The organism is Sphingopyxis sp. MWB1 (genome assembly GCF_000763945.1).
Classification (GTDB): Bacteria; Pseudomonadota; Alphaproteobacteria; order Sphingomonadales; family Sphingomonadaceae; genus Sphingopyxis.
Genome location: NZ_JQFJ01000002.1, coordinates 1164343 through 1186331, shown reverse-complemented (window position 1 = coordinate 1186331; position 21989 = coordinate 1164343). Strand labels below are relative to the sequence as shown.

The following is a 21989-nucleotide window of genomic DNA, read 5'->3' as shown; positions in this document are numbered from 1 at the left end:
CGAAATGACCTGGTTGTTGTCGCAGTCGCCGCTGCATCGCAGCTTCCAGATAGCGGATCTGGAATGGCTGGTCATGCCGGCGCTCATCCATCAGCAATTTTATCTCTTTCGGGACGGGCAACAGCCGGTAGGGCTCGCCATGTGGGCCAAATGTACCCCGGAAGCCGCTGCCAAGCTCGACAAGGGCATGATCGAGCCGGAAAATCGTCTGACGCTGGAAGAATGGAAATCGGGTGACCAAGTCTGGCTTGTCGATCTGGTGGCCCCGTTCGCAAACGCAGAAAATAAGCATCGCGAAATGATGATCGCCGACCTGATCTCCAAGCCGCTCAAGGGCGTCGAATTCCGGTTTCACCAGACCGACCCGGTGACCGGCAAGCGCGTCGTCCAAAGCGTTGCGGCGGATGCGGGTGAGAAACTGGCCGATGCGATCAAGGAAGCCGCAGCAGGCTGATGCTTCATCGGCATTATCTGCCGGTCTTTCACCCGTCAAACCAGGGGCCCGCGAGCGGCTCGGCGAGCAGGAAGCGTGCCTTGCGGACCAGCCTCTGGATGCGGGATCGGTAAGCTGCGCTTTCGAGCCGCCAGCCCGACGGGGGAAGGGCGCTGCGATACAGTCTCCGCGCCATCTCCTGCTGGGTTGCTCCGGCGAGCAGGGCGTCGGCGACGCGCAGTTCCACGATCCACTGGGCGGCGCGGCGTTCGCGGGGCTGCATCGACGATGGCAAATTTCCTTTCTGGGTAAGCACGATCAGCCGCCGCAGGGCCGCAAGCTTTGGCCGGGCGGCATTCAGTCCTGTCATCCGATGCTCGATCAGCAAGGGGCCGCCGAGCAAGGTTCCATCGTAGAGATCGAGGCGAATGGCCCAGTGCCCGTCGCTGATCAGCCAATGCTCACCGCTGCCGATGGCAACCGAGGCCAGCGAGGCGACGGTCCGGATGTCGAACTGATTTTTTGCAATGCTTCCCATGGCCAGGGGCGTTGCCGGATATCCCGTGAGCACTGCGGGGTCGGTGTCCCCGTCCCAAATGGGACGCGCAAGCGGCGCCGCGAGCGCAGGATCGACCCAGTCGAGCAGTCCCGTCGCGCGCAGCTTGCTGCGCGGCAGCTGGGCCCGCTTGAGCCACTGGCTGCGATAGACTGGGTTCCGCCGGAGCCATTCCCATGCAAAATAGCGCCGATCGCAGCAGAGCAGGTCCGAATAGGCGGCGGCGGATTGCCAGTCGGCGCCGGGCCCATTGCGGCTCACGCAATATATCCTGCGATTTCGGATGGCGGCATGCAAGCTCAGCCGTATCGGGACGCGGCCTGCGCCTCGGCGCGCGGCAGGTGAGGTCGACGTTTAAGGGAGCGGGGGCTGCGAAACCGTTAGACATCGCCGCTGCTTGCGAGCGCGGCAAGGTCGGAGCCCGGGCTCTTGTGGGAACACGGCTATTTCCTTTCGGGGCCGGGCCGGAGCGCATGTCCTGCGCCGCTACGCCGCGCGCCGGTCAGCAAAAATGCGCGCCCCTGGAGCGCAGCGCCTTTATTCCGCGCTGTCGGCAAAATAAGCCCGGAGGCGATGCGCGATGGCGGGGGCGATGTGGATGAAGCTGCGCCGTCCGTCCACCGGATCGGGGCGCCGGACCAATATCCCGGCATCGACCATCCGCTGGACGAGACGCATCGCGCTACTTTCGGGCAGGGCGGCCGCGACGCACAGGGCGGAGATGGACAGGGCTTTCTCCTCGCATTCATGCGCAAGAAGATCGAGAAGCATGTCCCATGCCGGCTCTCCGAAAAGTTCATCATGATCAAGCAGCTGACGGCGCAGAAGGCGGCGGCGGATCGTTCGCTTGATATGGCGGCAGACAGGGTCGCGCTGCTCGCAGGAGCCGCCGCTGCCGGCACTGCGCAACAGGAGAAAGTCCGATTGCGCTTCGCCGCTATTTTTTGCCAGATCCTCCAGATCGATATATCGGGCGTTGCTCCGGCTAATGATGATGTGCGCGAGCAGGGCAACATCAAGCGAGCGGCCAAGCCGGGCTATTTCCCGGGTTGCACGCACATCCGCCTCGCTTGGCTCACAATGACCGTCTGGATGGTTGTGAACGGCCATGATCGCTGCCGCATTGAGCGCCAGCGCGCGCTGAAAGATCGCACGCGGTTGAAGATATACGTGGCGAGGGCCGCCGCGCGCAATCTCCTCGACCGCCAGCAGCTTGGCATTGGCGTCGAGAAAGAAAATATGCACGCGTTCCTCGCGAAAGGCTCCTAACGCCCGGGCCAGATCGCGCAGGAACCCCGGATCGTGAGGGGCGATCGAGCGACCGGCTCGCCAGATGTAGTGTCCCGAGAGACGCTCGACCATTTGAGCGCGCGCCCTGGCGAACAAGGCCAGGATAAGCGCCGGGTGCCACTTTCGGGCGCGAGAAGGGCGCGCAATTCTCCCGGACTGAGCCCGCGCTACGCGCGCAAGGAACCGATCCAGCCGGGCTCGTTTGCGCCGGCCTGGCGCCGCTTTTGATGGCGCCAGGTGGCGATCGCGAGCAGGGGCGGGAGAAGCCAGGATGCGGCCACCTGCATCGTCAGATAGGCCGCCGGCTGCATCGACATGTCGATCGCCCGGCTGACATGTCCAAGAAGGGGCAGGCACTGCAGCACCGCTGCGAGCATCGGCCAGAAGCGATGCGCGTACAGCGCCAGCAGCATCGTGGCCGCCGCCGCGAACAGGTCGATTACCAGATGGCCGGCATCGAGGCTCGCATAGCCCACCGGAAAAGCCAGGTGCAGCAGCTGGTCGGCAGCGAGCATCGCCAGAAGGATCAGGGCCAGTGCTCGCTCGGGCCCACCGCCCTTTCGAAGAGCATAGCCTACGGCCAGAAGCATCAAAAGCAGAAAGCAGGCTATCCGCAGCATCTCCTCCAGAGATCATGCTGATGACCTTTCGTCAACCGGCCGCGCGACGCTGGGGTTCGTCGAGGGCGGCGCGGCTCGGGCATTCGTGAAGGTCAAGTCCGGCCGTCTCACGCGCCATGCTGCTGAGTTCGCCATGGACGCGCAGCATCCCGCCGCTGGCATCGACCAGCGCCATCTGCGCCTTTACGAGGCGATAAATTGTCCCCTGCTCGCGCGCTGGCTGGCCGCCTCCGAGATCGCGGCGGGCTGTTACCACAGTGGCCATCAGCGATGACAGGGCGATCAGGGCATCATCAATATGTGTCTCGGCTGCGGGAACCTGCTGGTTGAGCTTTCGTACCAAAAAAGGGATTGTCGCGTCCATGCTTCCTCCTTTGCCGGACAATTTTCCGGCGCTCTGTCGAAGCGGGAAAGCTCAGGTGGAAAGGAGCCGCGACAGCGTCTCGGCGATGCCGAGGCCGCCAAGCAAGGCGATGATTATGGTCACAAGCATTGCGGCCATAATCGCCAGTCGCGGCATCAGGCCATGACCATGGCTTCCAAGCTTCCCGAACGGCTGGCCGTCTGCCCAGAATCCACCGCCTGTCTCACCGCTTCCGAGCGCTTTGTCAGCCAGGCAGGGATCGCCGTCAGCGATGATCGATGGCATAGGCGCCAAGGGAGGTGGAAGCTGCACCGGATCATATATGATCCGGTCGTATGAATATTTGAGCCGGGCATATCGCACCGCCGTTTCGGCCCGGTCTGCCGCGCCGAGAATAGCGCGCGCAGCCGTGATCCGCTGGTCGACCGTGGGTTTGGATATATTCAGTCGCCGCGCAATCTGTTTGGAGGTCTGATGCTCGAGCAGAAGGTCGAGACAGGCGCGCTGCTTCTCGGTGAGGCGGTTCCAGCGTGCCCGGTCGCTCGATTCTGGCGGTGGCTTTCCTTCCATCGTGACAGTTTCGTGACAAAGTCCCGGGCGCACAAGCCCCGATGGCGAACGACCGAGCGGCTTCGGGCGGGACGAAGCATGACGGGCAGCGACGCTGAACAGGCGCCTGCCCGCGCAAAACAACTCTCGTTTTGAGAGCAACCGCGCGATTATAATGGCAATATATTGAAGCAGCGCTAGCCTTGCCGAGATCGTCGCGCGCTCGTTCGGGCAGTGCGAGCAAATGCCGAGCCGAAGCCTGGTTGAGAGGGTGTCCGGCTCGCCCTGAAGGGCGCATGCCGCAGCGGTTGGCTTGAGGACGCCGCACGGCTTGCCGCGATTTGCCATGCAGGCTTCAGATTCGCTTTGGGGCGGCGTCCCGGTTGCGATGGATGGCCGGGATTTGCGCGCAGCCGGCCGCGCCATGCCATTGCCCGCGCTGTGGGGAGCGCAGCGCGCGGATCGCCTGACCTATTCGGCGCGGTTCGTCGACCGGCATTCGCGAATGCGCGAACATGTGGCGCTTCGCGCGATGTTCGCCGCGCGCAAGCGGCAGTTGGTTGACCGGTTGAACCGGGATCTTCCTGTCATTGCCGACCGGTTTGTCGTCGATGATGGCGACGATCCCGACGCGGTCTATCTGATCCTTCTCGATGGCAATGACGCTCATTGGGCCTCGGGGCGCATCCGCCCGTCAATCGCTGCGCCATTGCCGCGCGCGATCGCCCCTCGCGATACGCCGGACGGAACAAAATGGGAGGGCGCCGCGGAACTTGCCCATCTCTGCCTGTCACCCGACCTTGCGCATCGGGAGCAGCGTCTGGGTTTTGCGCTTCTTTTCTCCTATCTTGCCGCCTTCGCCGCAGCCAATGGCATTCGCTATTTTATTGGTTGGGCCAAAGAATATCGGCGGCGCCGTCTCGAGGCGCTCGGATGGCGATGTTACCCGCTCGGCGATCCAGCGGCGCTGCGCTCGGATGCGAAGGTAAGGCTCGCGCTCGATATGGCTTCCGCGGCGCCGGGCCAGCCATTTGCTTCGCCTGCCATCTCATCGCTTCGCTCGTTCGAGGCGCGCCAATGAGTGCGGGGGCAACGATGACGCGTGTGTACCGCGACATCAAGGCACGCGTCATGCAGGGGAGTTTCGCCCCCGGCGAGCGGATCGATCCCGCGCGCCTCGCGCAGGATCTTTATACCAGCGCGACCCCGGTGCGCGATGCGCTGCACCGGCTTTCGGGCGAGCGGCTGATCGAGAGCGGGCATCATGAAGGTTTTCGGGCGCCGCTGCTTGGCGAGGCGGACCTGTGTGATCTTTACGGCTGGGCTGCTGCGCTCCTGACACAGGCGCTTGCTGCGCCCGTATCGCCGGGTGCGCCCCTCGCGCTTGCCGATCGCGGCGAAGAAGCCGATTATGCGGCCGCGCTTTCCCGCCTCTTCCGGTCCATCGCCAGCCAAAGCAGCAACCGCGAATTGCGCCTCGCTATCGCCAATCTTCTCGAGCGCAGCCAGGTTTTTCGGGCGGCCGAAGCGCGCGTGGACCCGCGTTGCCAGGCAGCGATCGCCGCCATGGCGCGCGACTGGCACGCGGGGCGCCGCCAGACGTTGCACAGCAAGATTCTGCGCTTTCATCGCCGACGCATGCGCTTTGCGGGGCGTGTTCTTGCCGAGATGCGGCCGCCTGATCCACTGCTCGAAGCATGAGCTCATTATATTCCGCGCATAATCTGATTATAAAATTCCTATAGCTGGTCAGGCGCCTATCCTTTTCTCCGTCGCAATTGCGCGACTTTTGGAAAGGAAGAAAAATGCAAGATTATGAAGCCATCGAGACGCAGGAGCTCGGCCAGGTGAGCAGCGATACCCAGGGCGATAATGGTCGCCCGATCGAAGGCGCCGGCCTGCTTCCCGTCACCGGCATCAGCGACTGAGACGCCGGCACCGGGTGTCGGCCCGTCGCGGGTCGGCGCCCGGCAAGGCGCGATACTCATGGGTTTTCGGCTTTCTCCCGGGCTTTCCTGCTGCCGCGCGGGCGGCGAACTGGTCTTTCTTGACCTTCCCAATGACCGCTATTTTGCGCTGGGCGCGCGCGAGCGCGCGCGCTTTGAGCGCCTTCTGGCCGGAACGGGCGAGGATCGCGACGCCGATCTGTTTGTAAAGGCAGGATTGATCAGGCGTGTAGAAGGCACTGCAGCGCTATCTCCGGTGACGGCGCGGTTTGCGCCCGGCGATATCGAGGGCCTCGAGCGCGCCCGTCCTGCGCTACGCTCCATTCTCGAGACGGGATATCATGTGACCAGGGCTCGGCGCGCCATTGCTGCCTCCCGCCTCTATGGCGCCCTTGCGGCCTTGTCGCGCCGCAAAGCGGGGATCCCCGAGGCGGACGGCGCGGCGGTGCGCGCGGCGCTTCGCTTCCTGTCCGCGCGGCCGCTGGTGCCGGTTCCGCGGCGCTGCCTGATCGACTCGGTTGCGCTGCTGCGCCTGTTGCTGGCGAAAGGGCTCGGCGCCGAGCTGATATTCGGAGTCCGCACCCAGCCCTTTGCCGCGCATTGCTGGCTCCAGACCCGGCATCATATCCTCACCTGCGCGCAGGAGGAGGCGCGCAACTTTACGCCGATACTGGTGCTGTGAGCGCACGCGGCTTCCTCGCGGCATTCGGCGTGGACGAACCGGGGCTGCTCGAAGGCGCGGCGCGGCGCCACGGCTTGCGCGCGCAGCCGCTGCCCGCTGGTTCTTTCTACCTGGGATCCGATCTGGCGGTAACCCGGGAGGGCGCGGCGATCATCATCGGCGACGCCTTTCCGCACCCGGTTGATGGCACGCAACGCTGGGGCGATTATTTGCGCTTTGTCTTTGCCGGTCGCGCCCGCTGCCAGATCGACCGCGCGCCGCTGACCGGCATGCCGCTTTACTGGGCGCGATGGCAGGGCGGCTTTCTTTGTTTCTCGCATCTCCATCTCGCCGAAGACCTCCTTCCTACCCTTGCGATTGACTGGGATTTCGTCCGCCACAGCCTCGCCTACCGCAATTATCGCTGCGAGCGGACCGGCATTGCCGGGGTGAGCGAATTGCTTCCGGGCATGCGGCTGACCATCCATGACCGCGCGGCGTCGACCCATTGTTTCTGGCTTCCCTGGCCTTATGCAAGTGTCGGCGCAGATGTGGACAAAAGCCGGGCCGCAGCGATGGTCAGGCAATGCGGCCTGATGTGCGTCGAGCGATGGGCGGCGCGGCCGGGCGAGATTCTTGTCGAACTGTCGGGGGGACTCGACAGTTCGATCATCGCGGCAGCGCTCACGGCATGCGGGCGCGCCTTTACCGGCGTGAATGCGGCCACCGCCACCCCCGATGGCGACGAGCGCTGCTTTGCGCGCGCGGTGGCGGCGGCGAGCGGGATCCGGCTGTTTGAGCGGCGGATCGGCGATGCGGACCCCGATCTGCTGGCGCCGCCCGCCCGCCGCACGTCGCGCCCCGCCGCGGCTGCCATCCTGGACGGGTTTGACGCTGCGATCGCCAGCGCGATCGCGCAGGGCCAGGAAGGTGCACAGCTCTGGAGCGGGATCGGCGGCGACAATGTCTTTGCCTTCAGCCATTCGGTGTCCCCCGCCATCGATGCGCTGCTGCTGCTCCGATGGCGCGCGCCGCTCGCGCAGCTGCTTGGCGACATCGCGGTCGTTGCCGGAACCACTTATTGGGACGCGGCAAAATATCTTGCGCGCCGCCTGATGCGCGGGGCGGCGCGGCCGGACTGGCCGCGCGACGACATATTTGCCGCGCGGTCAGCGCTTCCGACGGCGCCCTTTGCGCATCCCTGGCGAGCGGACGCCGATACATTCCCGCCAGGGAAGCGCCAGCATGTCGAGGGCGTGATGCGAATCCTCGATTTTCTGGACAAGCCCGACCGCTGGCATGACCGGAAGCTTGTCGCCCCCCTGCTTTCGCAGCCGCTGGTCGAGACCTGCCTTGCGATTCCGAGCTGGCACTGGATCGCGGGTGGCCGGGACCGCGCGGTCGCGCGGGCCGCTTTCGCACCCTATCTTCCGCAAGCGATCATCGCGCGCCGTACCAAGGGGCGTCTGGAGGCCTTGTGCGCAGCGGTTTTTGAACGCGCGCGGGAAGATCTCGCTGCCTTTCTGCTGGGTGGACGCCTTGCCAGCCAGGGGCTGCTCGACCGCAAGGCCATGGAAGGATATTTTGCCCGCGACGGCGTCGATCCCGATTTCGCCTATTTCCGGCTGCTCGAGATCGCCGATCTCGAGCGCTGGGTGCGCGCGATCGAAGCCGCGTCCCGGCCAGGCGGAGCGAGCGCTGCCCAGCGCTTATATTGAGCGGTCTTGGCCGGATCGGGGTCGACATGATCTTGCAGCCAGTAACGAAACCAGTCGAGGTTGCGCGCATAGGCCGCATGTTTTTGCCGCGGCGAAACCTTGATATGCGGCGCGAAGGGGAAGATATGAAGCTCTCCCTTGCGCGCGCTGATGAGCTTCGCAAATAATTCAGGCGATAGCCGCGCTTCCTTCTCGGGGATTTGCAGCAGCACCGGGGCGTCGATCGAGGCGACCTTTGCGGCGGGCGCAAGGCGCGCCCAGCGCGCCGGATCCTCGTCCGGCGATCCTAAACCCCAATATCGCCGGAAATTTTGCCTGAACCGCCCGCGGTCGGCGAGGCTGTTGAACCAATAATAGGTGGGCTCGATCTGGGCCGAGGCGATCGAGGCCGCGCGAAGCAGATCGCTGTGCGCTGCAACCCAGAAGGTGACCTCGCTGCCAAAGCTCAACCCGCCCATACCGATGCGGCGGCGATCAACCAGCCCGCGCCGCTCGAGGAGGTCAACCCCCGCGCGGATGGCAGCCAGACCCGCCTCATAGCGGGTCTCGGCATCGGCATCGGTGAGCGGCAGGGCATTGATGCACAGCACGGCAATTCCCGTCGCCGCCATCAGGCGCAGCGGCCATTCGTCGCCAAGCCCGCCGCGCAAATAGCCCGTGCAGCGATAATAGCTGATGAACAGCGGTTGCTTGCCGGGAGCATGGGAGTGCAGCAGCCAGCCTGTCGCCGAGCGGCTGCCGACCCGCCACGCGAGCCGCTCGGCGATCAGGCTGCCGCCAGCGCTTTGGCGGTTCGGTTCCGCGACCACCCGCAGGGCTCCGCCGCCGAGCGGCAGACGCACGAGCCGGGGCGGCTGGCTTGCTGTAGCCTCGACGCAGAAGAGCGCCGCTCCGGTCACCGCGCAAGAAGAGGCTTCCTGGCGCCCGCCGTTCAGCAGCCCCGGGCTTGATCGCAGCAGGCGGAGGCGCGTGCGCGCGGCCTCCCAAATATAGAGATGCTGGCCAAGGCCAGCATCGATTATCGTGATCAGCCAGCGGCGGCGTGCGGGATCGAGCGGCGTTGCTGCAGCGAGCCGCGACGTGGCGCATGGCGCCGGGGCTGGGCGGCAGGGTGCCGCCAGCGCCGCGCTCACGGCTTTCTCGGGTGGGACAGGCGGGGGCGCTGGCAGCAAAAGCTGTGCGTCCGAAGCCGTCGCCGGCCGCCGCGCGCCGGTCTGCGGATCGAGCCGGATCATCCGGCGCGGACGATCCCAGAGCAGCGGCGCGCTCTCGAACCAATGGCCCGTCCAGCGCTCGCTTCTGATCCCGCCCGCGCTGCTGGCTCCGCCGAGCAGACTGTCAGCGAGATTGATGGCGGCGTCCATCAGAAGGCCGCGATCGCGCGCCTCCTTCTCGGCCTGCTCGACCATCGCGGCGCGCGGCGCGAGTTCGGCGACAATCTGCCCGTCACCGGTCACGGCGAACCGCTCGATGTCGCTGTCCGCTGCGAAGAGAAGCGCGGGCGCTCCCGCGACCGGCAGCGACCATAAGGCGGTGCGCTGCCCGTCGCGCAGGCGGACGACCAGGCTGCGACTGTCGGGCATCCATTGCGCGCGCGCGGGACGGATGACCCCGGCCGAGTCCCAGCTTGCCGCACCGCCCTTGCCCAGCAGGCGCGGCGGCGCGGCCCCGTCGGCGGCGGCAATATACCAGCTGGTATCGATCCGGTCCGCGGCAATCGAAGGCCGCTCGATCCGGAAAGCGACCCAGCGCCCGTCGGGCGACGCGGTAAGTCCGGAAATATCCGCCACTTCGGTGAGCGCGCGGATCGCCGGATCGGTTTTGCTTGCCGTCGATGCCGCGGCAGAGAGCGGCAGGGCGACAAGGGGCGCGGCGCAAAGCGCCAGCGCCCTCCGGGACGCCGATCTCACCACCGGATAGTCGCCGAAAGCGACAGGAGGCGCCCGATGGCATTGGCCTTGTCGGGATCATAGCCGAATGCCGATATATTGGAGCGATTGGAGACATAGGGCGGGTCGGCGTCGAAAATATTGATTGCGGACAGGGCGAGGCGCAGATGGCGGCCCGATGCACTGCCGATGCGCTGCGCAATCTGGACATCGAACGTCGTCCAGCCTTCGACTGGCTGCGCTGGCGTCGCCAGCTGGTTGCGATAGCCGCTGACATGATTGACATGGCTGCTGATTGCAAAGCCGTCGCGTGACCATCCAAGCCGCCCGCGAAGACGCCATTTCGAGGGACTGGCGAGCATGCCGACAATATTGACCGCCGGAGCGCCTGCCGCGAGCTCGCGGTCGATACGTAATATATGGCTTCCCGCAAGACCGAGTTCGACCCTTCCGTTCGCGAGTTCGGGAGTAAATCCGACATCGAAATCGACACCGGACTGGCGAAGCCGGGCGAGATTGCGGATGCGTCCGTCGAGAATCGCGCGGATATCGCCCGGTGCCAGTCCGAGCGGGTTGGAAAAGCTCGGTTCCCCGAAATAAAAGGCAAGCCGCTCGGGGGAAGGGGGTTCCTCGACCAGGCCCCCGAATATGTCCCGGTGGACGAGGAAATTTGCAAAATCCTCGTTCGCGGTGCCGATGCGGTCGCGGTAATCGACATGATAATAGGTGAGCGCGCCGCGAAGCGCGGGCAGCGCGCGCGGCGCGAAATCGAGACCCGCCGTCCAGCTCGTCGCCCTTTCAGGCCGGATGTCGGGCGCATAGCCGAAGAGCGCGAGTATATTGGCCCGCCCGCCTGGCGCCGCGGGATCGGCGACCTGGGTCGCAAGATAGAGCGAGACCGCCGGGCCGATCAGCTCCTCGAAACTCGGCGCGCGGAAGGAGCGGCCATAGGAGGCGCGCAGGGCGACGCCCTCCAGCGCTTCCCAGCGAAGACCAATCTTGGGATTGGTCGTTCGCCCGACATCGCTATAATCTTCGATCCGCGCTGCAAGCGAGAGATCGAGCCGCTGGATAGCGGGCACGGCCATGTCGCGGCCAATGAGCGGGATGTTGAGTTCGGCATAGGCCGAGCGGACATGCCGCGGCCCGGGAAGCTCGGGGTTGAAATTCTCGATCGGCGTGAGCGCGCTGACGTCCGAAAGCGAATGGGCGCGATAATGTTCGCGGCGATATTCGGCGCCGGCTGCAAGCCGGACCTCTCCCGCCGGCAGCGCTAGCAGCGGCCCGTCGGCGCGCAGCGAGGCCGAATGGCTGTCGAACCGCGTTGTCGCAATGCGGCTGCCGCGGATGAAGGCGATCGTCGCCGGATTATTCGCGCTTCCGTCGCCGAAGAGGTTGAGCGCGGTCGCAGGGTCGCGATCGGCAAGCGCCTCGGCAATGCGCGCGCGGTTGGGAACATTCAGGTCGATCCGGCGCTCGGTCTGTCGGCCATAGGCGCCGCCGATGGCGAGGCGCCAGCGTCCGATCTCGCGTTCGAGCGTTGCCGTGGCGGTCGCACCTCTCACGCGCCCGCGGTCGATCTCGGGGCCGAGTTCCTTTGCGAAATTATAGCGCACCGAAACCGGACCCCCGGTGCCTGCGGCGTCGACATAAAAGGGGTTGGTCACGGGAACCGTGAGCGGACGCGAGGATTCGGCAAGCGCGATCTTTTCAAAGTGGCGCTGCGCTGCAAGCAGGCTGGCCCGAAAGGCAAAGCCCCCGCCGAACCGGATCTCGCCTGCTGTATAGAGGCTATGCGTCCGCTGATGCGGGAGAATATCGGTCGCGGCGCGCGCATCATGATAATTGACCCGGTCAGGAAGAAGGTCGGAGGCGGAAAGCTGGCGTCCATCCTGGCCGGCGGGGATCGCATAGGGCCTTCCATCGACATAAAGCGTGCCGGGCACGCCATAGGTCGAGCGCGAATCCGTGCCGCCGAAACGGCGAAGATCTTCGGTCATATAGGCGCGCTTCGCTGCTGCGAGCCGCCCGCGATCCTCATATTGATAGGCGAAGACCAGATGCCCCTGCGCCCATTGATGGCCGAGAATCTGGCTGGCCATCCGGTTCGTCATATCGCCATCGGCGCTTCCTGCGGTCAGCATGGTTTCGGCGCCGCGGAAAGCGTTGCGCAAGCGCAGGTTGACAACGCCGGCGACCGCGTCGGCGCCATAGATGGCCGATGCGCCGTCGGTAAGCACTTCGATGCGCTCCACCGCGCTCAGCGGAACCATCGACAGATCGGCAAAGACGCCCCCGAGGCCGCCGAGCGCGGGGCGCGTGCCATCAATGAGGACGAGCGTCGAGGAGGCGCCGAGCCCTTTCAGGTTGATGCTCGAACCATAGCCGCCATTTGCGCCTGCGCCATTGCGCGTGCCTGCGCCAAGCGTTGCCTCATTGGGGCCGGCATTGAAATTCTGGGGCAGCGTCTGGACGATTTGCTGCACCGACGTGAGACCGCTCTGCTCGATCGCGGCCCGGTCGATCGTCGTGACGGGCGAGCCGACCGGTCCGGTTCCGCGAATCCGCGTCCCCGTGATGATGATGGCCTCCTTTGCTTGTGCGTTCGCTTCCGAGGGGCGGGGACGCGGCAGCTTTTGGGCGCGAAGTATAAAGGCGCCGTCGACGCGCTCGGCGATGAGTCCGGTGCCGGCGATCAGCCGGTCCAGCGCCGCATCGGCAGACATACGCCCCTGCACGCCGGCGCTGTTGCGGCCTTCCAGAAGCTGCGCTGCGGCAATGACCTCGCGGCCCGAGGCCCGCGCATAGGCGCGCAGCGCATCGGCCAGTTCCTGTTCGGCAATGTCATAGTCTGTCTCGCCCGTCTGCGCGGCCGCGTCCGGCATGGCGATCGCGAGGCACCCTGTCGTCGTCAGCAAGGCCGCCATCCATAATCTTTTCATCAATACCTCCCTTGCAGCCGCATTGGTGGGCTGTCAGAGTGGCTTGATGACGCGCGGGCGTCTGACCCCCCGTTTTTTTAATGTTGCCGGAGAATGGGGCCTTGGGGCCCCGCCTCGATCGCGAGGTCGAGCGCGGCGGCAAGCTTGCGGGCGAGCGCTTCGCCATCGTCTATGGAAAATCGTCCGCTGACCTTGAGACGGGCGAGCGCGGGCTCGGCAAGACCTATCTGGCGGCTATTATGCCGGTTGGCGCGCTTGATGATCGCGCCGAGCTCGAGGCGCTGGGCGTCGAGTTCAACGCGCGGCGCAGCGCGGTTGGTGGCGATGCGTCGCGGGCCCCCGGCGCCGACTTCGGCGCTTTCCCCTGGCGCAAGGCGCAGGGCACGATGCGCGCCCGATCGGCTTGCTACCTCGACCGCGCCTTCGATCAAGCGAATGCGCGGGGCGGCGCGATGCAGATCGATTTCGAAAATCGTACCCAGCGCGGTCGTGATCGAGGAGCCGGCGATCACGCGAAAGGGACGGGCGCGATCATGCGCGACGGTAAAGCGCGCGCGCCCTTGCGTCATCGTCACGATACGCGCCTGGGCGGTGAATTGCGCCGTCAGGACGGCCTGGTCGCCGAGGGCGACCCTTGTGCCATCCTCAAGGCGTTGCTCGCGGGCTATCGCCGCGGGGGACTGGCGGCCATCCGGAGACGCAGGTGCCAGCAGGGTCCAGGCGAGCCCGGCCGAAAGCGCCAGCGCCACCACCGCTGCTGCGGCCCATTGGCGCCGGTTTTTTCGGCGGGCGGCATCATGGCCTTGCGCGAGATGCGCGATGCGTTCGGCAGAGAGGCGCGGCGACAGGTCGAACGCCCGCTTGAGCTCGGCATAGGCAGCGGCGTGGGCGGGATCGCTATGCCAGGCTTCAAAGGCCTTGCGGTGGCGCGGCGCATCAGGGCCCTCCATCAGCGCGAGCCAGTCTTCGGCGCTGCGCGGGCCGATCATTGCCCGTCCTGCCGCGACCGCCGGATCGCTCCCAGCGCCTTGGCCATCTGTTTTTCCACGCCCTTCACACTCATCCCCTGTGCCGCTGCAATCTCGGCATAGCTCAGCCCTTCGAGTCGGTGCATCAGGAATATGGTGCGCGTCTTGGGTTTCAGCCGCGCAATCACCGCCTCGAGCTGGCGGATGGTTTCGCGGGCTTCCAGCATGCTGTGCGGGTCGGGCCCGGCATGGAGATTATCGTCAAAGGGCATCTGGCTCACGGGCAGCTGGCGCGTTCCGGCGCGCGCGCATTCTGCTACAAGATTGCGCGCGGTGCGCGTGAGATAGGCCGCTGGCCGGTCGACCGGTTCCGAGGTCGAGGCGCGGTACTGCGCGAAACGGCGAAAACATTCCTGAACGAAATCGCCGACATCCTGGGCCATTACCCGGCGGCGGAAATAGCGGGCAAGGATGGGACCATGCGCAGCATAGCTCGCATCCGATGTCGATCCTCGCTGGCATCCTCTCCAATCCTCGGGCGGGAGCGGTTCACTCGCTGCGAGGGTGCGCGCGCCGTGATTAGGAGCATCATCAAATTCCATCGGCCTGTCTGCCTCCCGCGCATCGGGGGAAAATAGCGCGGGGCGGAAAGCCGGGTGTTAAGAATAAGCTTGAGGCTTACGCCGCAGCCTTTGGCCCGAAGGCTTGGACATGCGCAGCGGCCACCCGGCAGGATGGCAATCTTGTCTCACTCTCAAGCGGGCTTCTTACGACCCGGCACCTGGCGCCTGTGCTGCCGATGCGCGGACAGCATAGCCTGCCGTAAGGGAAGGGCAAGCCAGTTGCGATTCTGTGCACCCGGTGATCCATTCTATGCTGCTGCCCTGCTTTGCAAATACGCGATGGCGGAGGTGGGAGACCGGTCGATCCCATGAGATTGCAATATTGCTTCATTGAAACGTGATGTTATAACGTTTTGAGAATCAAGGTCGATAACGGCGCCCGTCTGGCGGCTGCTGTTCCCACGGCCTTTCAATAAATGTGATCAACCGAAGAGACTCATGAAACCGATCAAATATCTGGCCTGCGCGGCATTCACCTTTTCGTCCGTCGCACGTGCAGAAGAGCAGGGCATAGCGCCGGGGCGCGACGCCGAAAGGGACCTCTCAAAAGCCACGATTGTGGTCACCGCCTCCCAGAGCAATTCGGACGTCCGGACAGCTCCGGCCAGCGTCTCGATCGTGTCGGGCGGTGATCTGCGCCGGCGTCCCGCGCAGGACCTCGCCGAGGCGCTGGAGAATGAACCGGGTGTGTTAATCAACTCGGTGGGCATGTCGCGCCGGGGCATTTCGATCCGCGGCATGTCGGACGAGCATGTCCTCACTCTCGTGGATGGCAAGCGCATCAACGATGCCAGTGCCAACATGGCGCATGTCGATTTCAATCTCGGCTGGGTGCCGAGTATCGCGATCGACCGGGTGGAGGTGGTACGCGGACCGCTTTCGGCCCTTTATGGCTCGGAGGCGCTGGCCGGGGTCATCAATGTTCTCACCCGCCGCCCGGAAGAGAAGCTGGAGGCCAGCGGTCTGGCTTTGCAGAGCTTTCGTGACGGTTCGGGCGGCAATAGCAGCCAGGTCGCCGCGCTGGTCGGCGGGCCGCTCAACGAACAACTCGGCCTTGTTGCATGGGGCGAAAATCGTCGCCGGGATCGCACGCAAAGCGAAGAAGACCCACTGCAAAGTGAACTTGAAGCCCGCAAAGCCTTAAGCGGCAGCGTGATCGGTTGGTGGAAACCAGCCGAGGGCCAGCGCATCGAGCTCGGTTTCATGGCCAGCGACGATGATCGCGCCCGCGCTACCGTCACCTCCGGTTCGAACCCGGTCTATTATGAATATCAGGACCATGTCACCCGGTCGCGGGCCTTGGCCAGCTATGCCGGAAACTGGAGCTGGGGCGATGTTCATCTGAGCGCCTATCGCTCGGTGCTTGAACGGGTGAATGAGCGCGATCAGGGGCAGCAGCCGACCGCTCCCACCAAGGCAACCGACGTCGTCGTCGACGGCAGGCTCACCTTCGTGCCTTTCGCCAGCAATCGCCTGACCCTCGGCGCGGAGCACCGCAACGAACGACTTCGCGATGCCACGATCAACGCCGAAGGCGAAGATAGCGTCAACCACAATGCCGTTTTTGTGCAGAGCGAGTGGGAATTAATGCCCGGCGCGATGCTCACCCTTGGCAGCCGCTTCGACCATCATCCGGCCTATGGCTGGGAAACCAGCCCACGTGCTTATCTGGTGGTTGAACCGGTTGACGGTCTGGTCATCCGCGGCGGTGTGGGGGAAGCATTCAAGGCGGCAACGCTCAAGCAGCTCTCGCCGGGCTATATCACCGTCGCTGCGGGAGGACGGTTCATCATCACCGGCAATCCCGATCTCAAGCCGGAAACGAGCAGGAGTTACGAGGCGGGCGTCGCCTATCATGGCACGGGGTGGCAGCTAGGCGCCACGCTGTTCCAAAATGATCTTTCCAATCTCGTGCAGACCGAATGCGTCGAGTTTTGCGGCATTCGCGGGCGGGAGCGGCGTACCTATCTAAATGTCGACAAGGCGCGCATACGCGGTATCGAACTTGGCGGCGAGGTTTCGCCGGTCGAGGCGCTGACCCTGTCCGCAAGCTATAGCTATCTCGATCCGCGCGACTTGACCGCCGATCAGCAATTGGCCGAGCGCCCCAACCACAGCGCAAAGCTGCAAATGGCGTGGCAGATGACCGATGCAACACAGTTCAACCTTCGCGGACGTTATATCGGCAAGCAGACCGTCTATGCCAATGCTTTGCCCCAGCGTCTCGACGGTTATGATCTCTGGTCGTTCGATATAAGTCACGAGCTCGGCGACAGGCTCACGCTCAAGGCGGGCGTCGATAATATTTTCAAGAAGCGTCTGGTGGAGGAATCGACACTATACAGCGTTGCCGAACCCGGTCGTATGGTCTTTGCGGGGCTTGGCGTGTCTTTCTGAGTGATGCTGCGTCTGCTTCTGCTTTTCGGGCTGCTGCTGTGCCCCTCATGGCTCGCGGCACAGCAAGGCCCGGATCAGCCATTGGTGCGTGTTGTGACCACGCCCTTTGTACTGCCGGCAAAGTTCCAGCCAATGCAGGCCTGGGCGCGCGATGCCGGATATCGGCTCGAATGGGTCCAGGTCGGTGAGGGGGATGAGGGACCGGCTGATCTGGCGGAAGGGGCGGATTTTCTCATCCTCGACGGGCCGCGCCCGTCGGACATGGCGGCCGCGCAGCAGGCGGTGGGGGCGCTCGATTCCCTATCGGCTCCCTGGCTCAGCATTGGTGGCGGGCCGCCGCGCTTTGGCCACTTGCCTCCCGCCGTCGCGCGGCGCCTGATCGCTTATTATGCCGGGGGCGGGGCCGATAATCTGAAGGCATTTGTCGCGGCCTTGCCCCGCGCCTTGGCGGGAGAGAGTCTGGACCATCTGCCGCCGCCACAATCCATGCCCGAAACCGGCTATTATCATCCGCTGGCCCCGCAGCTGTTCACCGCACCCGAAGAGATTGCGCGCTGGCAAGCAGAAATGGGGTGGCACGCCCGACCGGTGGTCGCCTTTGCCATTTCCAGCGGGGCGATCCGCGACATGCAGACCGAAGTGGTCGAAGCATTGGCAGAAAGTGCCGCTGCGCACGGGCTGATGCCGATATTCTTCTGGCATGATGATCGCGATCCCGAGGGCATAACGCGCATGATCCGCCCGCTTGCTGCCCATGCGCTCGTCAACCTCACGCATATGCAGAATGGCGATGCGCGCAAGGCGGAGTTTGAGGCGCTCGATATTCCCGTTCTCCAAGGCCTCAACGACCGATCGAATAGACCGGCGCAATGGCGTGAAAGCGTTTCGGGGGTGGGCGGCACGTCCACGGCGGTCATGCTGACGGGTCCCGAAGCCTGGGGCGTTAGCGACCCCATTGTTCTCAGCGCGGTCGAAGATGGCGCGCCGGTTCCTCTTGCTGAACAGGTTGAACTGCTAAGCGCCAAGCTTGCGCGGCTGGTGGCGCTGCGGAAAACGCCTGCAGCTTCTAAACGGCTTGCGCTGTTCTTCTGGAATTATCCGCATGGCGAGAAAAATCTCGCCGCATCCAATCTCAATCTGCCGCTCAGCCTCGAAAAGCTTACGCAGGATCTGGCAGCTGCGGGCTATGATGTGGCGCCGGAGGAAAGCGACACGCTGATCACATCGGGGCAGGCCATGCTGGGCGGGCTTTATCGCCCCGAAACGCTGCAAGACCTGCTCGACCGCGACCTTGCCGCGCGCCTGCCGCTTGCGACCTACAAGGCTTGGATCGACACGCTCCCAGCCGCGCGCCGCGAGGAGCTGCTCGCCGCGCTGGGGCCGCCCGAGAACAGCCCGGCGCTGATCGGAGAAGATTTTATCATTCCCCGGCTTGCCCTGGGCAAGCTTGCTATCCTGCCGCAGCCGCCGCGTGGCCGGGACCCGCGCGGAGCCTATCATGACAAGGTCACACCGCCTGACCACCGCTATCTGGCGACCTATCTCTGGGCGCGCGAAGGGCAACGTGCCGATGCGATTATTCACATGGGCACGCATGGCACTCAGGAATGGACCCCCGGCAAGGATCGCGGGCTGTGGGCCGGGGATTATCCCTTCCTCCTCGTGGGGGACGTGCCCGTTTTCTATCCCTATATTCAGGATAATGTCGCCGAGGCGATTCAGGCGCGGCGACGCGGACGAGCGGTGACGATCAGCCATCAGACACCGGCTTTCGCCCCGTCGGGCCTTTATGACGAACTGCGCGATATTCACGCGCTCATCCATCAATATGCTCAGCTGGAGGCGGGGACGGTGCGCGATCGCGTGGCCGAGGCCATTGTCAGACAGGCCGACAGCGCGCGGCTCGACGCCGACATGGGTTGGGACGAGGCGGCGATCACGCGCGACTTTCCCGGCTATTATCAGGCGCTCCACGATCATCTGCACCAGTTGGCGCGCATGTCGATCCCGCTCGGTCTCCATGTCTTTGGTGCGCCTGCCTCGCCCGACCGCCGCCTGACCACGGTGATGCAGCAGCTGGGACCGGATTATCTGAACGTTCTGGGCCTCGATCCGCAGGAGGCATTTGCGGAGGGCGTCGACGAGATCAGACAGAGCGAAGCCTATCGAACCCTCGCCTATTATCTGCGCGAGGGTGGGGACATCGCCGCAATCGCCGACCCGGCGCTGCGCGAACAAATTGAACTCGCCGCCAGCTATGAGCGCAATCTCGCCGATCCGGGCGAGAGTGAGGCGCTTCTCGTGGGGTTGGCCGGCGGCTTTGTCCATGCTGGTGCAGGCGGTGACCCGATCCGCAATCCGCAGGTGCGCAGCGGGCGCAACCTCTATGCCTTCGAGGCCGAAAAGGTGCCCGCGCGCGCCGCTTATGAAGAGGGTGGCCGGGCGCTCGACCAGATGATCGAGGCCCATGTGGCGAAACATGGGACGATGCCGCGCAAGATCGCCTTTTCGGTGTTCGCAGGCGAAACCATTCGCACATTGGGGATCGGGGAAGGGCAGATGCTTCACGCGCTCGGACTGCGCCCGGTGTGGGATCGCGGGGGCAGGGTAGAGCGACTCGACATTGTGCCGCTGGAGGAGCTTGGCCGTCCGCGCATTGATGTCGTGATGCAGCCAAGCAGCGTCTATCGCGACCAGTTTGATCGCTTTCTGCGTCTGCTCGCCGACGGGATCGACCGCCTCGCCAATCTTGAAGAGGAGAGCGGCCCCGCCGCTGGCGCGCGCGAAATTGAGCAAGCCTTGATTGCGCGCGGGGTGGAGCCGGAGCGTGCGCGCGATCTTTCTCGCCTGCGCATCTTCACCAACGCCCCGGGCGACTATGTAACGGGCCTTCCCGACGCCCTTACGCCCGGCGATGATGGCAGACCCGCAGGCTGGGAAGACGACGGCGCTCTTGCCGACCCTTTCCTCCAGCGGATGCAATATGCCTATGGCGCGCGCGACTGGGGGGTGAAGCTCGAAGGCACCAATCTCTTCGCCGAGCAGTTACGCGATGTGGACGCTGCCGTCATGAGCCGCTCATCCAATCTGCATGGCCTTTTGTCGACCGATCATCCTTTTGAGCATCTGGGCGGGTTGTCGCTGGCCGTCCGGCATCTCACGGTCCGGTCGCCTGCCCTTTATGTCACCGACATGCGCGGGGGCGAGGTGCGCATGACCACGGCTGCCTCCTTCCTCTCCGACGAATTGCGCGTGCGCTATCTCAATCCGCAGTGGATCGGGGAGATGCAGAAAGAAGGCTATGCCGGGGCCAATGCGATTCTTGGTATCGTGAACAACCTCTGGGGCTGGCAAGTCGTCGATCCGGGCAGTGTGCGCGCCGACCAGTGGCAGGCCATGCACGACACCTATGTGCGTGATGCGCGGCGGATGGGCCTCAATCGCTTTTTTGAGCGGGTTCATCCCGATGCCCAGATGCAGATGATCGCGCGTATGCAGGAGGCCATCGCACGCGGATATTGGCAAGCTGACGAAGCGACGCGCCAATCGCTGGCCGGGCGCCTGCGTGAGCTGCAAGACAGGGGCGCCGCTCTCGATGACCCCATCAGCGACACTGCCGGGCCCCGCGGAGTCGGCCTGAACGGCGTAATGGCGGCTCGGGCTGCCGCGCCGAGCCCCCCTGCTTTCGCCGCACAGAGGGCGGCATTGCCTGCTCCGGCTCCGACCGGTCGCATCCTTGAACGGGTGGTGATTCCGGACCCGCCGCAGCAAGCTGGCCTGCGCAATCAGCTCTCCGCGACGTTGGTGCTGGCGCTGCTGTTCCTTTTCGGCGTGCTGCTTGAGGCACGCAGCCGCCGCTCCTCCAGACCATGGGAAACGACCAATGCTCGCGCTTGAAGCTACCCTCTATGATGCGTCCCGCCTGTTCCTCGTGCCCGTGATCCTGCTGATCCTGGCCTCGCTTGCTTATGCACTGATCAGTCTTGGTCGCTTTGCTCTCGAGGCCGCCGCCAGGGCGTCGGGGCGTGCCAGCCAGCCGCTTACGGCGCATAGCAAGCGTAGCGGATGCACGAGCGAGGACCTCGAACTCGTCGTGATGCGGCGGCTGGAATGGCTACGGATCGTGTCGCGCAGTGCGCCCATGCTGGGCCTGGTGGCGACGATGATCCCGATGGGGCCGGCTCTGCTGGCGCTGGGCAGCAATGACGCGGGCGAGGTTGGCCGAAACCTTGTCGTGGCTTTTTCCTCCGTCATCATCGCGTTGATCGCGGCCTCGATTTCCTTTTTCGTCTATACGATCCGCCGCCGCTGGCTGCTGGAAGAATTGCGCGCGATTGAAAGCGCGCAGGGGGCCGAGTGATGCGCTTTCTCGAAGATGACGAGGCCGATGACCCCATTTTGTCGGTGGTCAATCTGGTCGACCTGTTCCTCGTGATTACCGCTGTGCTGATGGTGCTGATCGTGCGCAACCCGCTCAACCCCTTTCAGTCGGACAAGGTCATGGTGGTCGAAAACCCCGGCGAAGAGGATATGACCATCACGATCAAAAATGGCGAGAAGCTGGAACGCTACACCTCCACAGACCAGCTCGGCGAGGGCGGCGGTGTGAAGGCCGGGACGACTTACCGACTGCCCGACGGTAATCTCGTCTATGTTCCGGAATAGCCTTGATCGAGGCGGTGCGCAGGGAAGTTGAACAGGCGAACATTCTGTAGCGAGCGCATCGCGCGGAGCCACTCGCTTTGCAGCTAGTCCTGCGCCCGAGGGGAAAAGCTCATAGGCCCCTTCCCATGGGCAGACCAGCTTGTCGTGCCCGCAACCACCTGCCCTTGGCCTGCCAGAAATTCCCCGTCATGGATCTTTGCACCGGCAGACCGCCACGCGACGCCTGAGCGGATATCCCCAAATGGAGCGCGGCTCGAAGGAGCGCACACTGGCGGCGGCAGGCCGCCGCCAGAGGTCGCGCCATTATCCTGAGGCCGCGCGGGCGCTCTTGGCGCGCTTTCTTGCCGCGACGGCGGCACCTGCTCCCG

General features: G+C 64.7%; 20 protein-coding genes and 1 pseudogene. 10 read left to right on the top strand and 11 right to left on the bottom strand.

What is annotated here, in order from left to right; translation table 11 throughout:
* The first annotated feature begins 4 nt into the window (after window positions 1-4).
* Complete coding sequence (locus JV18_RS14645) at window positions 5-454, top strand: toxin-activating lysine-acyltransferase (RefSeq protein ID WP_160174171.1); 450 nt, start codon at window positions 5-7, stop codon at window positions 452-454.
* 28 nt (window positions 455-482) lie between these two features.
* Here the strand turns inward: JV18_RS14645 and JV18_RS0106425 are convergent, their stop codons facing one another.
* From JV18_RS0106425 to JV18_RS14825, 7 genes and pseudogenes are all read right to left on the bottom strand, one after another.
* Window positions 483-1250: a transcriptional regulator domain-containing protein gene (locus JV18_RS0106425; protein ID WP_033073867.1), complete on the bottom strand. Its 768-nt coding sequence runs from the start codon at window positions 1248-1250 to the stop codon at window positions 483-485.
* A gap of 276 nt (window positions 1251-1526) precedes the next feature.
* On the bottom strand, window positions 1527-1760 hold the full coding sequence (locus tag JV18_RS15605; RefSeq protein ID WP_235302917.1) for a MarR family transcriptional regulator: 234 nt from the start codon (window positions 1758-1760) through the stop codon (window positions 1527-1529).
* 264 nt (window positions 1761-2024) lie between these two features.
* Window positions 2025-2351: pseudogene (locus JV18_RS15780) on the bottom strand (JAB domain-containing protein); the annotation flags it as partial.
* A gap of 95 nt (window positions 2352-2446) precedes the next feature.
* A complete protein-coding gene (locus tag JV18_RS15405; protein WP_052071779.1) occupies window positions 2447-2899 on the bottom strand; it encodes a hypothetical protein in 453 nt (150 codons plus the stop codon).
* Between the two features lie 31 nt (window positions 2900-2930).
* Window positions 2931-3263, bottom strand: coding sequence for a hypothetical protein (locus tag JV18_RS0106405; protein ID WP_033073865.1), 333 nt, complete (start codon window positions 3261-3263; stop codon window positions 2931-2933).
* A 51-nt stretch (window positions 3264-3314) separates the two neighbouring features.
* Window positions 3315-3833, bottom strand: coding sequence for a helix-turn-helix domain-containing protein (locus tag JV18_RS0106400; RefSeq protein ID WP_033073864.1), 519 nt, complete (start codon window positions 3831-3833; stop codon window positions 3315-3317).
* 334 nt (window positions 3834-4167) lie between these two features.
* Window positions 4168-4482, bottom strand: coding sequence for a hypothetical protein (locus JV18_RS14825; RefSeq protein WP_081944712.1), 315 nt, complete (start codon window positions 4480-4482; stop codon window positions 4168-4170).
* A 39-nt stretch (window positions 4483-4521) separates the two neighbouring features.
* Between JV18_RS14825 and JV18_RS15400 the strand changes: the two genes are divergently transcribed.
* The 5 genes from JV18_RS15400 (at window position 4522) to JV18_RS0106380 (ending at window position 8137) form a co-directional block, all read left to right on the top strand.
* A complete protein-coding gene (locus tag JV18_RS15400; protein ID WP_160174169.1) occupies window positions 4522-4893 on the top strand; it encodes a hypothetical protein in 372 nt (123 codons plus the stop codon).
* A complete protein-coding gene (locus JV18_RS14820) occupies window positions 4890-5513 on the top strand; it encodes a GntR family transcriptional regulator (protein WP_160174168.1) in 624 nt (207 codons plus the stop codon). Before JV18_RS15400 ends, JV18_RS14820 begins: the two co-directional genes overlap by 4 nt.
* A 104-nt stretch (window positions 5514-5617) precedes the next feature.
* On the top strand, window positions 5618-5740 hold the full coding sequence (locus JV18_RS15725) for a hypothetical protein (RefSeq protein WP_268746264.1): 123 nt from the start codon (window positions 5618-5620) through the stop codon (window positions 5738-5740).
* Window positions 5741-5798: 58 nt separating this feature from the next.
* Complete coding sequence (locus tag JV18_RS14630; RefSeq protein ID WP_052071776.1) at window positions 5799-6440, top strand: lasso peptide biosynthesis B2 protein; 642 nt, start codon at window positions 5799-5801, stop codon at window positions 6438-6440.
* A complete protein-coding gene (locus JV18_RS0106380) occupies window positions 6437-8137 on the top strand; it encodes an asparagine synthase-related protein (RefSeq protein WP_033073863.1) in 1701 nt (566 codons plus the stop codon). The genes JV18_RS14630 and JV18_RS0106380 overlap by 4 nt, the downstream gene beginning before the upstream one ends.
* Here the strand turns inward: JV18_RS0106380 and JV18_RS14625 are convergent.
* From JV18_RS14625 to JV18_RS0106360, 4 genes are all read right to left on the bottom strand, one after another.
* Window positions 8035-10047, bottom strand: a complete 2013-nt coding sequence (locus JV18_RS14625) for an Atxe2 family lasso peptide isopeptidase (RefSeq protein WP_160174167.1) — start codon at window positions 10045-10047, stop codon at window positions 8035-8037. The genes JV18_RS0106380 and JV18_RS14625 overlap by 103 nt on opposite strands.
* The gene (locus JV18_RS0106370) at window positions 10044-12968 is read right to left on the bottom strand and encodes a TonB-dependent receptor (RefSeq protein ID WP_033073862.1); all 2925 of its coding nucleotides are present in this window, start codon (window positions 12966-12968) and stop codon (window positions 10044-10046) included. The genes JV18_RS14625 and JV18_RS0106370 overlap by 4 nt, the downstream gene beginning before the upstream one ends.
* Before the next feature lie 77 nt (window positions 12969-13045).
* Window positions 13046-13957 carry a FecR family protein gene (locus JV18_RS0106365; RefSeq protein ID WP_033073861.1) on the bottom strand — a complete coding sequence of 304 codons (912 nt, stop codon included), beginning with the start codon at window positions 13955-13957 and terminating at the stop codon, window positions 13046-13048.
* Window positions 13954-14538 (bottom strand): RNA polymerase sigma factor, encoded by a 585-nt coding sequence (locus tag JV18_RS0106360; protein WP_081944709.1) that lies wholly within the window; start codon window positions 14536-14538, stop codon window positions 13954-13956. Before JV18_RS0106360 ends, JV18_RS0106365 begins: the two co-directional genes overlap by 4 nt.
* A 459-nt stretch (window positions 14539-14997) precedes the next feature.
* On the opposite strand from JV18_RS0106360, the gene JV18_RS0106355 reads away from it, so the two are divergent.
* From JV18_RS0106355 to JV18_RS0106340, 4 genes are read left to right on the top strand one after another with little or no spacing between them, the layout of a single operon-like run.
* On the top strand, window positions 14998-16956 hold the full coding sequence (locus JV18_RS0106355; RefSeq protein ID WP_052071772.1) for a TonB-dependent receptor domain-containing protein: 1959 nt from the start codon (window positions 14998-15000) through the stop codon (window positions 16954-16956).
* A gap of 3 nt (window positions 16957-16959) precedes the next feature.
* Complete coding sequence (gene cobN, locus JV18_RS0106350) at window positions 16960-20853, top strand: cobaltochelatase subunit CobN (RefSeq protein WP_033073860.1); 3894 nt, start codon at window positions 16960-16962, stop codon at window positions 20851-20853.
* Entirely contained in the window at window positions 20840-21316 is a 477-nt protein-coding gene (locus tag JV18_RS0106345; protein WP_033073859.1) for a MotA/TolQ/ExbB proton channel family protein, read from the top strand. The genes cobN and JV18_RS0106345 overlap by 14 nt, the downstream gene beginning before the upstream one ends.
* Entirely contained in the window at window positions 21316-21621 is a 306-nt protein-coding gene (locus tag JV18_RS0106340; protein ID WP_033073858.1) for a DUF2149 domain-containing protein, read from the top strand. The genes JV18_RS0106345 and JV18_RS0106340 overlap by 1 nt, the downstream gene beginning before the upstream one ends.
* Window positions 21622-21989: the final 368 nt, after the last annotated feature.

Excerpts from the sequence above, each read along its gene's own strand:
- JV18_RS0106400 (WP_033073864.1), bottom strand. The coding sequence starts at position 3,833 with ATGGAAGGAAAGCCACCGCCAGAATCGAGCGACCGGGCACGCTGGAAC.
- JV18_RS0106365 (WP_033073861.1), bottom strand. The coding sequence starts at position 13,957 with ATGATCGGCCCGCGCAGCGCCGAAGACTGGCTCGCGCTGATGGAGGGC.
- JV18_RS0106405 (WP_033073865.1), bottom strand. The coding sequence starts at position 3,263 with ATGGACGCGACAATCCCTTTTTTGGTACGAAAGCTCAACCAGCAGGTT.
- JV18_RS0106340 (WP_033073858.1), top strand. The coding sequence starts at position 21,316 with ATGCGCTTTCTCGAAGATGACGAGGCCGATGACCCCATTTTGTCGGTG.
- JV18_RS14630 (WP_052071776.1), top strand. The coding sequence starts at position 5,799 with ATGGGTTTTCGGCTTTCTCCCGGGCTTTCCTGCTGCCGCGCGGGCGGC.
- JV18_RS14825 (WP_081944712.1), bottom strand. The coding sequence starts at position 4,482 with ATGAGCGTCATTGCCATCGAGAAGGATCAGATAGACCGCGTCGGGATC.
- JV18_RS0106370 (WP_033073862.1), bottom strand. The coding sequence starts at position 12,968 with ATGAAAAGATTATGGATGGCGGCCTTGCTGACGACGACAGGGTGCCTC.
- JV18_RS0106360 (WP_081944709.1), bottom strand. The coding sequence starts at position 14,538 with ATGGAATTTGATGATGCTCCTAATCACGGCGCGCGCACCCTCGCAGCG.
- JV18_RS14645 (WP_160174171.1), top strand. The coding sequence starts at position 5 with ATGACCTGGTTGTTGTCGCAGTCGCCGCTGCATCGCAGCTTCCAGATA.
- JV18_RS15405 (WP_052071779.1), bottom strand. The coding sequence starts at position 2,899 with ATGCTGCGGATAGCCTGCTTTCTGCTTTTGATGCTTCTGGCCGTAGGC.
- cobN (WP_033073860.1), top strand. The coding sequence starts at position 16,960 with ATGCTGCGTCTGCTTCTGCTTTTCGGGCTGCTGCTGTGCCCCTCATGG.
- JV18_RS0106345 (WP_033073859.1), top strand. The coding sequence starts at position 20,840 with ATGCTCGCGCTTGAAGCTACCCTCTATGATGCGTCCCGCCTGTTCCTC.
- JV18_RS15605 (WP_235302917.1), bottom strand. The coding sequence starts at position 1,760 with ATGCTTCTCGATCTTCTTGCGCATGAATGCGAGGAGAAAGCCCTGTCC.
- JV18_RS15725 (WP_268746264.1), top strand. The coding sequence starts at position 5,618 with ATGCAAGATTATGAAGCCATCGAGACGCAGGAGCTCGGCCAGGTGAGC.
- JV18_RS0106355 (WP_052071772.1), top strand. The coding sequence starts at position 14,998 with ATGAAACCGATCAAATATCTGGCCTGCGCGGCATTCACCTTTTCGTCC.
- JV18_RS14820 (WP_160174168.1), top strand. The coding sequence starts at position 4,890 with ATGAGTGCGGGGGCAACGATGACGCGTGTGTACCGCGACATCAAGGCA.